Below are 13223 nucleotides of genomic sequence, written 5' to 3'. Positions count from 1 at the left end.
CGTGAATGGCTGCGAGTCCACGTATGCGCAATACACTGACGCTGTTTTCCTCCACCGATGATGTGCTCTGCCACCGCGTGAGGCTGGTGCTCGCCGCGAAAGGCGTGAGCTACGACCTGGTGCCGGTGGATCCGCAGAATCCGCCCGAAGATCTCATCGATCTGAATCCCTACCATTCCGTGCCTACCCTGGTGGAGCGCGATCTGGTGCTGTACGCCGCGTCGGTGGTCAGCGAGTACCTGGACGAGCGTTATCCGCATCCGCCGCTGATGCCGGTCGATCCGCTCTCGCGTGCCCGCCTGCGTCTGGCCATGCTGCGCATCGAGCACGACTGGGTGCCGCAGGTGCAGGCCATCCAGCTGGGCAACAAGCAGCAGGCCGAAGCCGGCCGCAAGCGACTGAAGGAACTGCTGACCGCCTCGGTGCCGCTGTTCAAGGCGAGCAAGTTCTTCCTCAATCCCGAAATGAGCCTGGCCGATTGCGCCATGGCTCCGATCATCTGGCGCCTGCCGTCGCTGGACGTGCCACTGCCCAAGGATGGCAAGGCGATCGAGGACTACGGCAACCGCATCTTCCGGCATCCCGGTTTCCTGCGCAGCCTCACGGACGCGGAGAAGAAGCTGCGCGAGATCCCGGCCTGACCGACCGCCGAGCAAGACCAGGCTTTCCACGATGCTCTGTCGTGGTGGGCTGCCGAGAAGTGAAATGACCGACGCCTCTTCCCGCATGACCAGCCATCGTCCGTACCTGCTTCGGGCGCTGAACGAGTGGATCGCCGACAACGGGATGACGCCGCACCTGCTGGTCGACGCGACGATGGCGGGCGTGCAGGTGCCTGCGAGCGCGGTGAAGGAAGGCAAGGTGGTGTTGAACATCGCCGAGCGCGCGGTCGTGCGGCTGATGATCGACAACGACGCGGTCAGCTTCACGGCGCGGTTCGGCGGCGTCAGCCACGCGGTCCATGTGCCGATCAGCGCGGTGCTGGCGATCTATTCGCGCGAGACCGGGCAGGGCATGGCGCTGCCGGACGACGTCCCGCACGACACCGACGCCGCCGGCGATGACGACGATGTCGTCACGTCGCAGGACGCGCCGCCCGACGACGATACGCCGCCCTCCGGCGGTGGAGGCAAGCGCCCCCCGTTCCTGCGCGTGGTGAAGTAGACGAGGTACACGGCGTATCCGGTCGACCGGGCCGCCGACCGCGACGGCTCAGTGCCGATCGATCGGCGTCACCGACGGGGCGACCGGCCCCACGAACGACACCAGCTGGCCTTTACGCAGCACGAGTCGGCCGACATGGCGATCGATGCCGTCGTACGAATACTCGAAGCGGAAGCTGCGCTCGAAACCCAGCCAGCCGTCCTCGCCGCGGCACAGCCGTACTCCGTTGGCGTGCACGCTCTGGTCCAGCCAGATGACGCCCGCGGCCTTGCACGCATTGCGGCCCAGCAGGCCGGCACGTTCGGCAGCCGCGCGTGCGGCGTTCCAGTAGGCGAACGCGGCACCGCCGGCGATCAGCCACAGCAACGCGCTCAGGGGCGACATGCGAGCCTCACGGCGCGGGGCCCAGTTTCATCGACAGGTCGATGGCGCGGACATGCTTGGTCAGACCGCCGATCGACACGAAGTCCACGCCGTCTTCCGCGATGCCGCGCAGCGTCGTCAGGTCCACGCTGCCGGAGACCTCGAGCGGGATGCGACCGTCGTACGGTGCCGCCTTGGCGCGACGCACGGCCTCGCGCCGGGCATCGGCATCGAAGTCGTCGATCAGGATGCGCTCGCAGCCTTCCGCCAGCGCCTCGTCGAGTTGCGCGAGGGTTTCCACTTCCACGATGAGGGGCAGCGAGGGCTGCGCGCTGCGGGCGGCATGGATGGCCGCCACCAGCGAGCCCGCGGCCCGCACGTGGTTTTCTTTCAGCATCACGGTGTCGTACAGGCCGATGCGGTGGTTCCGTCCGCCGCCGCAACGGACCGCGTACTTCTGCGCCAGACGCAGGCCGGGCAGGGTCTTGCGCGTATCCAGGATCGTACAGCCGGTGCCGCGCACGGCATCGACATACTGGGCAGTGACGGTGGCGGTGCCGGACAGGGTCTGAAGGAAGTTCAGCGACGAACGCTCTGCAGTGACCAGCGCACGTGTCCGCCCCGCCAGCGTGGCCAGCACGGTGCCGGCGGGCACACGATCGCCGTCCTCCACACGCCAGTCGATCCGCACGTCGGGATCGAGCGCACGATGGCAGGCATCGAACCAGGGGCGACCGGCAACGACGGCGCTCTCCTTGCACAGCAGATAGGCGATGTCAGCCGTATCCGGCAGCAGGGCGGCGGTGACGTCGCCGCTGCCGACATCCTCCGCCAGTGCGCGCGCGACATCCGAGGCCACGACGTCCGCCGGCGGTGGTGTCGGGCGCTGGCTCATCGCGCGGGGAAGTCGGTGACCTGTGCGGTGGCGATCGCCTCCTCGGCGAGCAGCACGGGGATGCCGTCCTCAACGCGGTAGACGGTCTTGCGGTCGTGCGTGACCAGCGCCTCGCGCAGCGCGTCGGTCTGCGCGGTGTCGTCGGCGCGCTTGACCTGCCCGTCGCCGATGGCGCGGTTCAGCGCTTCCAGTCCGCGCGCATCGAGTACGGCCAGCGGCTGGCGGGTGGTGGGGCAGCAGAGGAGGTCGAGCAGTTTGCGGTCCATGTGGGGGACTCGATCAGCGGTTCGGTCAGGAGGGTAGAATACGTCTTTGCGACCGAGGACGGCCATGACCGCCAGCGTTTCCAGCCCCGTCGTGGGCATCGTGATGGGTTCCCGCTCCGACTGGGAGACCATGCAGCATGCCGCGCAGAAGCTGGATGCGCTGGGCGTTCCCTACGAAGTGAAAGTCGTCTCCGCACATCGCACGCCGGACGTGCTGTTCTCGTACGCGGAAGCAGCGGCGTCGCGCGGACTGCGCGCCATCATCGCCGGCGCTGGCGGTGCCGCACACCTGCCAGGCATGCTCGCGGCGAAGACGGCGGTGCCGGTGCTGGGCGTGCCGGTGCAGTCGAAAGCGCTCAATGGCATGGATTCGTTGCTGTCCATCGTGCAGATGCCGGCCGGCATCCCGGTGGCGACGTTCGCCATCGGCAACGCGGGCGCGGCCAATGCCGGCCTGTTCGCGGCGGCGCTGCTGGCACCGGAGCATCCGGCGATCGGCACCGCGCTCGACGCCTTCCGCACCCGCCAGACCGATGATGTGATGGCGCACGACGATCCGCGCCAGCCGCTATGACCACGGTCGGCATCCTCGGCGGCGGGCAGTTGGCCCGCATGCTCGCGCTCTCGGGTGCGCCGCTCGGCCTGCGCTTCCTGGTGATGGATACCGCGCCGGATGCCTGCGCCGGGCAATTCGCGCCGTTGCTGGTGGGCGACTACCGCGATGAAGCCGCACTGGCCGAGTTCGCCTCCAAGGTGGATGTGGCCACGTTCGATTTCGAGAACGTGCCGGCGGAAAGCGCGGAGTGGCTTGCCGGTCGTGTGCCGGTGTTTCCCAACCCGCGTGCGTTGGCCGTCGCGCAGGATCGTCTGGTCGAGAAGACCCTGTTCCGCGAGCTCGGAATTCCCGTGGGCGCCTTCGCCGACGTCGACAGCCTGGAAGCGCTCCGTGCGGAAGTCGAGCGGCTCGGCGGCGCGTGCATCCTCAAGACGCGGCGCCTGGGCTACGACGGCAAGGGCCAGTTCCGCATCAAGTCGCCGGCCGACGTCGATGCCGCCTGGGAGGCGTTGGGTGCGCAGGCGGCCACCGTCGGACTGATCGTCGAGGCCTTCATCCCGTTCGAGCGTGAGCTGTCGGTGGTCGCGGTACGCGGCCGTGATGGCGAATTCCGCACCTGGCCGCTGACCGAGAACTGGCATGTCGACGGCGTGCTGTCGGCGAGCCTGGCACCCGCGCGCGTCGATGCGGCACTGGCGGATGCTGCCTGCGCGCACGCGCGGCGCTTGGCCGAGTCGCTGGATTACGTGGGTGTGTTCGCACTTGAGCTGTTCTACCGCGACGGTGCGTTGCTCGCCAACGAGATGGCGCCGCGCGTGCACAACTCGGGCCATTGGACGATCGAGGGTGCGGAGACCTCGCAATTCCAGAACCACCTGCGTGCGGTGCTCGGCCTGCCGCTGGGCGATACGCGCGTGCTGGGCCAGGCCTGCATGCTCAACTGGATCGGCGAGATGCCGGATGCGCGCGCCGTGCTGCAGGAAGCCGGCGGCCACTGGCACGACTACGGCAAGGAGCCGCGCACTGGCCGCAAGGTGGGTCATGCCACGCTGCGTGCGGACGATGCATCGTCGCTGGCCCAGGCGCTGGCGCGCGTGGGGGGGGTGCTGGGACGCGAGGCCCAGGTGGCGCCCGTCGTGGCGCGGCTTTCCGGCTGACGCAATCGTTGCCTGCAGACTCAAAAGAAAACGGCCGGGTTTCCCCGGCCGTTCTCATATACAGCGGTGATCCGCGCTCAGCGCAGGTTGCCGGCCACGAAGTCCCAGTTCACCAGTGCCCAGAACGATTCCACGTACTTGGGACGGGCGTTGCGGTAGTCGATGTAGTAGGCGTGCTCCCACACATCGATGGTCAGCAGCGGCTTGTCTTCGCCGGTCAGCGGGGTGGCGGCGTTGGACGTGCTGACCAGCGCCAGCGAACCGTCCGGACGCTGCACCAGCCAGCCCCAGCCGGAACCGAAGGTGCCGATGGCGGTCTTGGTGAACTCTTCCTTGAACTTGGCGAAGTCGCCGAAGGCCTTGTTGATCAGTTCGGCCAGCTTGCCGGTCGGCTCGCCGCCACCGTTCGGCTTGAGGCCGTTCCAGTAGAAGGTGTGGTTCCAGACCTGCGCGGCGTTGTTGAACATGCCGCCCTGCGACTTGCGCACGATCTCTTCCAGCGACGCATCGGCGAACTCGGTGCCCTCGATCAGCTTGTTGAGGTTGTCGACGTAGGTCTTGTGGTGCTTGCTGTAGTGGAAGTCGATGGTCTCGCCGGAGATGTGCGGCTCCAGCGCGGTGCGGTCGTAGGGCAGGGGGGGCAGTTCGATGGCCATGGCTTGGTTCCTTACGCTAGGCGGGTCAAGAGGACGTGCCCGGCATCGGCGGGCGATGCAAAGGCTTACACTATGCGAGCCGCAGGTACGCCCTGCGGAACGGACCGAAAGTGTACCCGACGGTGGTTGCCAAACCGTCAACGAAGGAGAAATCAGCATGCCGGTGATGGAACGCATCCAGGCCGAAGTGGATGGCCACCCGATCGTCCTTTTCATGAAGGGCACGCCACAGTTCCCGATGTGCGGTTTCTCCAGCCGGGCCGTGCACGCGCTGCGCGAAGCGGGTGCCGAACAGCTCCATGTGATCAACGTGCTCGAAGAGCCCGAGATCCGTGCCAACCTGCCGCGCTTCTCCAACTGGCCGACGTTTCCGCAGCTCTTCATCAATGGCGAGCTGATCGGTGGCTGCGACATCACCCTGGAACTGCACGAGTCGGGCGAGCTGCAGCGCATCGTGACCGAGGCTTACACACCGTGAGTCTGCTCGGACTGCCGACGCGTGCGCCGCGCGCGCTGGACCAGCGCGTCGTGCTGGTCAGTGGTGCGCACGGCGGCCTGGGCAGTGCAGCCGCGGTCGCATGTGCGGAAGCGGGGGCGACGGTGGTGCTGCTGGGGCGCAAGGTGCCGAAATTGAATCGCGTGTACGACGCGGTGGCGCAGGTCGGGGCAGAGCCTTTGCTGTATCCGCTCGACCTGGAGGGCGCGACGCCCGACGACTACGCCGAACTGGCCGATCGGATCCATGGCGAACTCGGCCGTCTCGACGGCGTCCTGCATTGCGCGGCCGAGTTCAAGGGGCTGACGCCCCTCGAGCACACCGACCCGGCAGCCTTTGCGCGCGTCGTGCACGTCAACCTCACTGCACCGTGGTGGCTGTCGCAGGCCTGCCTGCCGCTGCTGAAGCAATCGGATGACGCGGCGCTGGTCTTCAGCGTCGATGATCTGGCGCGCGTCGGGCAGGCGTATTGGGGGGCTTACGGCGTCGCCCAGCACGGATTGACCTCCATGGTGGGCATGCTGCACGCCGAACTGGCCACCAGCACGGTCCGTGTGTCCGCATTGCAGCCCGGGCCGATGCGTACCGGGTTGCGCTCGCGCGCCTATGCCGACGACACCGATGCGCAGGCGCGCGACGCCGGCGACTATGCGCGTGCCTGTGTCACCCTGCTGTCATCTGCAGGCACCGAGTACAGGGGGCAGATATGGAAGGTGCGGGCATGACCGTCCTCTCGGCGGCCCTGCTGCTGTTCCTGATCCTGGACCCGCTGGGCAACATCCCGGTGTTCCTCAGCGTGCTCAAGCCGCTGCCGCCGCGCCGGCAGCGCATCGTGGTGATACGTGAGCTGCTGATCGCCCTGGTCGTGCTGATGCTGTTCCTGTGGGGCGGCAAGTACGCCCTGGAGTTGATGCACCTGCGCCAGGAATCGGTCGCGATCGCCGGCGGCATCGTGCTGTTCCTGATTGGCGTGAGGATGATCTTTCCGCGGCCGGAGGGCCTGATGGGCGAGCTTCCCGGCGGGGAGCCCTTCATCGTGCCCTTGGCCATTCCGCTGGTGGCCGGTCCGTCCGGCATGGCGGCCGTCATGCTGATGGGCAGCAATGACCCGTCCCGGCTCGGCGACTGGAGCCTGGCCCTGTTGCTGGCCTGGGGGGCGACGGCGGTGATCCTGTTCTCCGCGACCGTCCTCTACAAATGGCTGGGGCGGCGCGTGCTGACCGCGATCGAGCGGCTAATGGGCATGCTTCTGGTCGCCATTTCCGTGCAAATGGTGCTGGACGGCATCGGTACGTACCTGAAGCTCACGCCCCCCAACATCTGACGGAGCCAGGCCGGCTGCCAGATGGCCGGATCGTCGAACGAGCCCGGCCACAACCGCGGCCCGTCGACCGTGCTGCACTGCGGAAACTTTGTCATGCCGCGGTCACAAAATGGTCCTATCGTGTTAACCTGTTATTAACCTCCGCGGACGCCGCGTGGGCCATGGGAACCCCTAGCACGCCCTTCCGAAACGACCTTCACGGTCGCTTCCGCGCACGTCTTGTCAGCCAGCTTCGCCACATCACTCCCGTACCTGAGGTTTATCCGATGAACCAAACCCGTCGTCTTCGCCTGTCCAAGCTCAGCCTTGGCCTCGTCGTCGCGCTTGCCGCCGCTCCTGCCTTCGCGCAGAGCACGTCGGCCGGTGTGGGCGGCCTGGTCACCGACAATGGCGGCCAGCCCGTCGCCGGCGCCGAGGTGACCATCACCCACGTCGAATCCGGCACGGTCAGTCGCGCCACCACCGACGAGAGTGGTCGTTACAACGCGCGCGGCCTGCGCGTCGGCGGTCCCTACCAGGTGACGATCACCAAGTCCGGTTCGGGCACCAAGACCGAAGACAACGTGTTCCTGACGCTGAACCAGGTGAACACCATCAATGCCGCGCTGACCGGCGACCTCACCACGCTGGAAACTGTCACCGCGGTCGGCTTCTCCGGTGGTTCGGAAGTCTTCAGCGCGACCAAGATGGGTTCGGGCACCAGCGTCGATCGCGTGACGATCGAGGCCCTGCCGTCGGTCAACGGCAACATCCAGGATTACATGCGCCTCGACCCGCGCGTGACCTTCAGCGACCGTGCCTCGGGCAGCATCACCGCCGGCGGCATGAACCCGCGCTTCAACAAGATCACCATCGACGGCGTGTCGGCCAGCGACACCTTCGGTCTGGAAGGCAACAACATGCCGACCCAGCGCCAGCCGGTTTCGATGGAAGCCATCGAAGCCATCGACGTCAACCTGTCGAACTACGACGTGACGATGTCCGGCGCCGCCGGCGCCAACGTCAACGCCGTCACCAAGTCGGGTACCAACGAGTTCCACGGTTCGGTCTACGGCACGTACCGTGACGGCGACTGGTTCGGCGACTACCCGGGCCGCGTGGCCGGCAGCACGGCGCTCAATGTCACCGGCATGCCGTTCGACGAGTACGACGACGAGTCCACCTGGGGCGTCACCCTGGGCGGCCCGATCGTCAAGGACAAGCTGTTCTTCTTCGCCAACTACGAGAAGTTCAAGCAGACCAACATCGGCCCGGCCGGCAAGAGCCAGGGCACCAACCCGCTGGCGGCCGGCAACGCCGACTTCACCGCCGCCGACCTGTCGGAAGTGCAGCGCATCGCACGCGACGTGTGGGGCTTCGATGCCGGCGGCCTGTCCGGCGGCGGCGACACCGAGCTGGAAGAGTACGCGCTGAAGCTGGACTGGAACATCAGCGACGCCCACCGCGCCAGCCTGCGTTACAGCAAGCTCGAACAGAACCGCGTGCGTCCGGAAGCCTCCACCGCCAGCATCCTGGCGCTGAGCTCCAACTGGTTCAACCACGCCAAGACCGTGGAAAGCTACGTCGGCCAGCTGTTCAGCGACTGGTCCGACACGTTCTCGACCGAGTTCAAGGTGTCTTACCGCGACTACTCGGCGATCCGCATCAGCCCGACCACCGCGCCGACCATCCAGGTCTATTTCGATGACGGCATCGTCGGCAACGGCAACGACAACCCGATCGGCAGCACCAGCAACAGCTTCTCCGGTCTGGATGCGATCCGTCTGGGTACCGAGCGCAGCTCGCCGGGCAATGCGCTGCTGACCGAAACGTGGAACTACTTCGGCGCCGCCACCTGGACCGTCGGCGACCACGACTTCAAGTTCGGTGCGGAATACAGCGAAAGCGAGATCTACAACTTCTTCCTGCAGGATTCGTGGGGTAACTACAGCTTCTACGTCCCGCGGGTGAACGGCGCATCCGATTTCGGCAACCTGCTGCGTGGCCAGTACTTCGACTACGACCTGCAGACGAACCCGACCGATCCGAACGCGATCGCCGCACGCTACAAGAACAAGAGCCTCGGCCTGTTCGTCCAGGACACCTGGTACGTCACGCCGAACCTGACGCTGACCCTCGGCGTGCGCGCTGACAAGCCGAGCGCCAGCCCGAACCCGCCGTTCAACGAGTGCTTCGCCGCAGCGCCGGGCACGGTCAACGCCGCGTGCGGCACGGGCTACACCGGCGGCTTCGGCATCGCCAACAACAACACCTACAACGGCGACTTCATCATCCAGCCGCGCTTCGGCTTCAACTACACCTTCGACACCGAGCGTTCCATGCAGCTGCGTGGTGGCGTGGGCCTGTTCCAGGGTGACGCGCCGAACGTGTGGGTGGGCAATGCCTACAGCAGCACGGGCATGAACTACGTCTCGTACCAGAACCTGAGCGCGTGGCAGACCGTTCCGTTCAGCGCCGACGGCCTGAACCAGAACGTGCCGACCACGCCGGGTGCCGGCGTGCGCAACGTCAACGCCATCAGCGGCGACTTCGAGCTGCCGTCGGTGTGGAAGGCCAACCTGGCGATCGACGTCGAAACCCCGTGGAACGGCATCGTGGCCTCGGCCGAGCTGCTGCTGACGGACGTCAAGAACGGCCTGTTCTACCGCAGCCTCAACGTCGGCCCGGGCTACGTCGGTCCGGACGGCCGCGTGCTGTACTGGAACCCGAACAGCCCGCGTCCGTTCGGCAACACCACGTCCACCGGCGGCATCCAGGGCAACGGCGCACGCTTCGGCCGCAACACCTACTTCGGTGACGTCTTCCTGCTGGAGAACACCAACAAGGGCAAGGGCCAGCAGCTGACGGTCTCGTTGACCAAGCCGTTCTCGACCGAGAGCGACTGGTCCTGGACCCTGGGCTACACCCGCACCAACGCCGAGGAAGTGTCCGCGCTGACCAGCTCCACCGCCGGTTCGGGTTACGGTTCGCAGCTGGGCGTCAACATCAACGAGCCGACCAGCTCCACCGCGCGCTACGAGATCAAGGACCGCTTCAGCGGTTCGCTGAACTGGACGCACAAGTTCTTCGGTGACTACGCGACCCAGGTCGGCCTGGTCTATGAAGGCCGCAGCGGTCGTCCGTTCAGCTACATCTTCAGCGGCGACGCCAACGGCGACAACCGTACCTTCAACGACCTGTTCTACGTGCCCAATGGTCCGGGCGACGTCCTGTTCGGCAGCCTGAACGCGACCGGCCAGTTCACCGCCAATGCGGCGATGGAGCAGGCGTTCTGGACGTGGCTGGAGCAGCAGGACGGCCTGAGCCGCTACCGCGGTACCTACGCCCCCGAAAACGGCTTCACGTCGGGCTGGGTCAACACCTTCGACATCCGTATCAGCCAGGAGCTGCCGGGCTTCATGAAGGGCCACAAGTCCAAGGTGTGGCTGGACATCCAGAACGTCGGCAACCTGATCAACAAGGATTGGGGCCACGTGCTCGACTACGGCTTCAACGCCAACAACGCCGTGGCGACGCTGCAGGGCATCTACGACGGCAAGTACGTGTACGGCTACCGCTCGGGCACCGAGTTCGGCCAGTCCACCGCATACGGCATGCCGACCAACGCCGACAGCCAGACCAACGGCATCTCGCAGTGGTCGGTCCAGGTGGGTCTGAAGTACGAGTTCTGATCCGCTCCACAGCGGAACGCAACACGAACGGCCGGGGCAACCCGGCCGTTTCTTTTTGGGCGGACTCCTCACGCCCGCGGGACTGCGCTACAGTCCCGCTCCTTGCGAACGAATGACAGGAGTTCCCATGAACCAAACGGCATCGAGGGCGTTGCCGGTGCAGGACGCGCGGATCTATCCGCGTGGTGGCCTGGACGTACTTTCTCGCGCCGAAGTGGCGCGCCTGCGCGACGCGTCCAGCGGCGGCATGCATGAGCTGTTGCGCCGCTGCGCGCTGGCCGTGCTGACCAGCGGCAGCGCGTCCGACGATCCGCGCGCGGCGCGCGATCTCTACCCCGACTTCGACATCCAGGTCCTGCAGCAGGACCGCGGCGTGCGCATCGACCTGATCAATGCACCGGCAATGGCCTTCGTGGATGGCGAGATCATCCGTGGCGTGGCCGAGCTGCTGTTCGCGGTGGTGCGCGACCTGGCGTACACCGCCATCGAACTCGGTCCCGAATACGCGGCCGATCTGGAATCCTCGGCCGGCATCACCAATGCGGTGTTCGGCCTGCTGCGCAATGCGCGCATCCTCAAGCCCAGCGATCCCAACCTGGTTGTCTGCTGGGGCGGCCACTCGATCTCGCGCGACGAATACCTCTACACCAAGCAGGTCGGCTATGAGCTGGGCCTGCGCGGCCTGGACATCTGCACGGGCTGCGGACCGGGCGCGATGAAGGGGCCGATGAAGGGCGCGACCATCGCGCACGCCAAGCAGCGCCGCGCCAAGACGCGCTACATCGGCGTGACCGAGCCGGGCATCATCGCGGCCGAGTCGCCGAACCCGATCGTCAATCATCTGGTCATCATGCCGGACATCGAGAAGCGCCTGGAGGCCTTCGTCCGCATCGGCCACGGCATCCTGGTGTTCCCCGGCGGCGTCGGCACGGCGGAAGAGATCCTGTACCTGCTGGGCATCCTGCTGCACCCGGACAACGCGCACCTGCCGTTCCCGCTGATCCTGACCGGCCCGACCATCGCCGCGCCGTACTTCGAGCAGATCGACCGTTTCATCCGCCTGACGCTGGGTGATGCGGCGGCCGAGCGCTACGAGATCATCATCGGCGACCCCGTCACGGTGGCGAAGAGGATGGTCGCCGGCATCCGCAAGGTGCGCGAATACCGCATCGAGCACAAGGATTCGTTCTTCTTCAATTGGGCCGTCCAGATTCCCGAGGACTACCAGCAGCCCTTCGTGCCGTCGCATGAGGCGATGGCGGCCTTGCAGCTGCGCCCCGGACGTGCCGTGCATGATCTTGCCGCCGATCTGCGCCGCGCGTTTTCCGGCATCGTCGCCGGCAACGTCAAGGAAGACGGCATGCGCCGCATCGAGGAATTTGGTCCGTTCGAGATCCACGGTGACGCGGCGATGATGCAGGCGCTGGACGCGCTGCTGCGCGCGTTCGTCGAGCAGCGGCGCATGAAGATCGCGGGCGAATACAAGCCCTGCTATCGCGTGGTGACCTGACGCGCCGCTCTATCCCGCGACGTCCAGTGGCAGGCGGATGGTGGCGGTGTAGAGATCGTCGGCGACCCGCGTGTCCACGCGCCCGCGGCCCTGGGTCGAGGCATGGATGCGTGCACGCACCGAACTGAGACCGACCTGGTGGCCGGCGGCCGCACGGGACGATGCCGGTGGCAGTGAGTTGGAGACGGCGACCTGGAGGAAGCCGTCGATCGTGCTGATGCGGATGCCGACGTCCCCGCCTGTCGTCGATGGCTCGATGCCGTGCCGGATGGCGTTCTCCGCCAGCGGCTGGATGGAGAGCGTCGGCACCTGCAGTGCGGGCAGTTCGGCGGGGATGTCCCAGGTCAGTCGCAGCCGGTCCCCCAGGCGCAGCTGTTCGATCTCCAGGTAGCGGCGCGCCAGTGAAATATCCTCCGCCAGCCTGAGGGACTCGCGTTGCGACAGCGCCGCCCGGAACAGGTCCGACAGGTCGAGCAGCAACTGCTCGGCAAGGTCCGGCTTCGCATGCAGCAGCGAAACACCGGTGTTGAGCGTGTTGAACAGGAAGTGCGGCTGGATGCGGGCCTGGAGGGCCTGCAGCTTGGCGTGCTCGGCGCTCACGGCCAGCTGTTTGGCGCGCCAGTAGTTCTGGTAGGTCAGCAGTGTCAACAGCCCGACGACCAGCGCGATCGCCAGTGCTCGCAGTACGAAGGACCACTTGCCGTCTGCCAGGTCACCCGGCGTCGCGAACAGACTCCAGGCGGCCAGGGTCACCAGCAGGGTCATGCACAGCAGGATCCCGAGGCAGATCCAAGCCACCGTGGGTGACCGGAGTCGGGCCAAGGGTCGGCGCAGCAGGAAGGTGGTGCACAGCGTGCTGAGGCAGATCCATTGAATGCCGAGCGACGTCAAGCCGAACTGGATCAGCCGTCCGCCGGAGGCGTGGGATGACAGCGCAATGATCAATGCCAGCGCCTCGCCGGCAAGAAGCACCGCGATCAAGGCGACGGGACGGAACAGGGCGTCGAGCGGGCGGTGGCCGGGCGTATTCACGTGCTGAATTCCGGGCGAGTGGACCATGGGTGGGCAGTCCATGATGGGTCTTACCACCCAGTCTGTGGAATAGCCCGCTCATCGGGAACAGGTGGCGCACGCGGCGGGCGCTGAAATAGGTTACCCCTGCCCA

14 protein-coding genes are annotated in these 13223 nt (G+C 66.5%); 9 read left to right on the top strand and 5 right to left on the bottom strand.

Annotation, left to right across the window (positions count from 1 at the left end):
* Positions 1–5 precede the first annotated feature (5 nt).
* On the top strand, positions 6–641 hold the full coding sequence (locus IB230_RS05960; protein ID WP_192269987.1) for a glutathione S-transferase N-terminal domain-containing protein: 636 nt from the start codon (positions 6–8) through the stop codon (positions 639–641).
* A gap of 64 nt (positions 642–705) precedes the next feature.
* Positions 706–1164, top strand: a complete 459-nt coding sequence (locus IB230_RS05955) for a ClpXP protease specificity-enhancing factor (RefSeq protein ID WP_192269985.1) — start codon at positions 706–708, stop codon at positions 1162–1164.
* A gap of 48 nt (positions 1165–1212) precedes the next feature.
* On the opposite strand, the gene IB230_RS05950 is transcribed toward IB230_RS05955, so the two are convergent.
* Genes IB230_RS05950 through IB230_RS05940 form a run of 3 tightly spaced genes read right to left on the bottom strand, consistent with a single transcriptional unit; the run spans position 1213 to position 2688 of the window.
* Positions 1213–1548, bottom strand: a complete 336-nt coding sequence (locus IB230_RS05950) for a DUF3301 domain-containing protein (protein WP_192269983.1) — start codon at positions 1546–1548, stop codon at positions 1213–1215.
* A 7-nt stretch (positions 1549–1555) separates the two neighbouring features.
* Entirely contained in the window at positions 1556–2422 is an 867-nt protein-coding gene (gene nadC, locus IB230_RS05945) for a carboxylating nicotinate-nucleotide diphosphorylase (protein ID WP_192269981.1), read from the bottom strand.
* On the bottom strand, positions 2419–2688 hold the full coding sequence (locus tag IB230_RS05940; RefSeq protein ID WP_192269979.1) for a Trm112 family protein: 270 nt from the start codon (positions 2686–2688) through the stop codon (positions 2419–2421). Before IB230_RS05940 ends, nadC begins: the two co-directional genes overlap by 4 nt.
* A gap of 64 nt (positions 2689–2752) precedes the next feature.
* On the opposite strand from IB230_RS05940, the gene purE reads away from it, so the two are divergent.
* Together purE and IB230_RS05930 are read left to right on the top strand one after the other, a co-directional pair.
* A complete protein-coding gene (gene purE, locus IB230_RS05935) occupies positions 2753–3262 on the top strand; it encodes a 5-(carboxyamino)imidazole ribonucleotide mutase (RefSeq protein ID WP_192269977.1) in 510 nt (169 codons plus the stop codon).
* A complete protein-coding gene (locus tag IB230_RS05930) occupies positions 3259–4401 on the top strand; it encodes a 5-(carboxyamino)imidazole ribonucleotide synthase (RefSeq protein ID WP_192269975.1) in 1143 nt (380 codons plus the stop codon). Before purE ends, IB230_RS05930 begins: the two co-directional genes overlap by 4 nt.
* A 77-nt stretch (positions 4402–4478) precedes the next feature.
* On the opposite strand, the gene IB230_RS05925 is transcribed toward IB230_RS05930, so the two are convergent.
* On the bottom strand, positions 4479–5057 hold the full coding sequence (locus IB230_RS05925) for a Fe-Mn family superoxide dismutase (protein WP_192269973.1): 579 nt from the start codon (positions 5055–5057) through the stop codon (positions 4479–4481).
* A 157-nt stretch (positions 5058–5214) separates the two neighbouring features.
* On the opposite strand from IB230_RS05925, the gene grxD reads away from it, so the two are divergent.
* From grxD to ppnN, 5 genes are all read left to right on the top strand, one after another.
* Positions 5215–5535, top strand: coding sequence for a Grx4 family monothiol glutaredoxin (grxD, locus tag IB230_RS05920; RefSeq protein ID WP_192269971.1), 321 nt, complete (start codon positions 5215–5217; stop codon positions 5533–5535).
* Positions 5532–6278 (top strand): SDR family NAD(P)-dependent oxidoreductase, encoded by a 747-nt coding sequence (locus IB230_RS05915; RefSeq protein WP_192269968.1) that lies wholly within the window; start codon positions 5532–5534, stop codon positions 6276–6278. Before grxD ends, IB230_RS05915 begins: the two co-directional genes overlap by 4 nt.
* Complete coding sequence (locus tag IB230_RS05910; protein WP_192269965.1) at positions 6275–6877, top strand: YhgN family NAAT transporter; 603 nt, start codon at positions 6275–6277, stop codon at positions 6875–6877. The genes IB230_RS05915 and IB230_RS05910 overlap by 4 nt, the downstream gene beginning before the upstream one ends.
* A 266-nt stretch (positions 6878–7143) precedes the next feature.
* Positions 7144–10548 carry a TonB-dependent receptor gene (locus IB230_RS05905; RefSeq protein WP_192269962.1) on the top strand — a complete coding sequence of 1135 codons (3405 nt, stop codon included), beginning with the start codon at positions 7144–7146 and terminating at the stop codon, positions 10546–10548.
* A gap of 112 nt (positions 10549–10660) precedes the next feature.
* The gene (ppnN, locus tag IB230_RS05900; protein WP_192269959.1) at positions 10661–12058 is read left to right on the top strand and encodes a nucleotide 5'-monophosphate nucleosidase PpnN; all 1398 of its coding nucleotides are present in this window, start codon (positions 10661–10663) and stop codon (positions 12056–12058) included.
* A 9-nt stretch (positions 12059–12067) separates the two neighbouring features.
* On the opposite strand, the gene IB230_RS05895 is transcribed toward ppnN, so the two are convergent.
* Complete coding sequence (locus IB230_RS05895; protein WP_343227257.1) at positions 12068–13090, bottom strand: histidine kinase; 1023 nt, start codon at positions 13088–13090, stop codon at positions 12068–12070.
* Between the last annotated feature and the right edge of the window lie 133 nt (positions 13091–13223).

This window comes from Pseudoxanthomonas sp. PXM01, from assembly GCF_014851815.1.
Lineage (GTDB): Bacteria > Pseudomonadota > Gammaproteobacteria > Xanthomonadales > Xanthomonadaceae > Pseudoxanthomonas_A.
Note: the sequence above shows the minus strand (reverse complement) of the source record. Positions and strands in the feature narration are given on the sequence as shown.

What these genes read in the sequence shown, in the direction of transcription:
- IB230_RS05960 (WP_192269987.1), top strand. Translation starts at nt 6, where the DNA reads ATGGCTGCGAGTCCACGTATGCGCAATACACTGACGCTGTTTTCCTCC.
- IB230_RS05955 (WP_192269985.1), top strand. Translation starts at nt 706, where the DNA reads ATGACCGACGCCTCTTCCCGCATGACCAGCCATCGTCCGTACCTGCTT.
- IB230_RS05950 (WP_192269983.1), bottom strand. Translation starts at nt 1,548, where the DNA reads ATGTCGCCCCTGAGCGCGTTGCTGTGGCTGATCGCCGGCGGTGCCGCG.
- nadC (WP_192269981.1), bottom strand. Translation starts at nt 2,422, where the DNA reads ATGAGCCAGCGCCCGACACCACCGCCGGCGGACGTCGTGGCCTCGGAT.
- IB230_RS05940 (WP_192269979.1), bottom strand. Translation starts at nt 2,688, where the DNA reads ATGGACCGCAAACTGCTCGACCTCCTCTGCTGCCCCACCACCCGCCAG.
- purE (WP_192269977.1), top strand. Translation starts at nt 2,753, where the DNA reads ATGACCGCCAGCGTTTCCAGCCCCGTCGTGGGCATCGTGATGGGTTCC.
- IB230_RS05930 (WP_192269975.1), top strand. Translation starts at nt 3,259, where the DNA reads ATGACCACGGTCGGCATCCTCGGCGGCGGGCAGTTGGCCCGCATGCTC.
- IB230_RS05925 (WP_192269973.1), bottom strand. Translation starts at nt 5,057, where the DNA reads ATGGCCATCGAACTGCCCCCCCTGCCCTACGACCGCACCGCGCTGGAG.
- grxD (WP_192269971.1), top strand. Translation starts at nt 5,215, where the DNA reads ATGCCGGTGATGGAACGCATCCAGGCCGAAGTGGATGGCCACCCGATC.
- IB230_RS05910 (WP_192269965.1), top strand. Translation starts at nt 6,275, where the DNA reads ATGACCGTCCTCTCGGCGGCCCTGCTGCTGTTCCTGATCCTGGACCCG.
- IB230_RS05905 (WP_192269962.1), top strand. Translation starts at nt 7,144, where the DNA reads ATGAACCAAACCCGTCGTCTTCGCCTGTCCAAGCTCAGCCTTGGCCTC.
- ppnN (WP_192269959.1), top strand. Translation starts at nt 10,661, where the DNA reads ATGACAGGAGTTCCCATGAACCAAACGGCATCGAGGGCGTTGCCGGTG.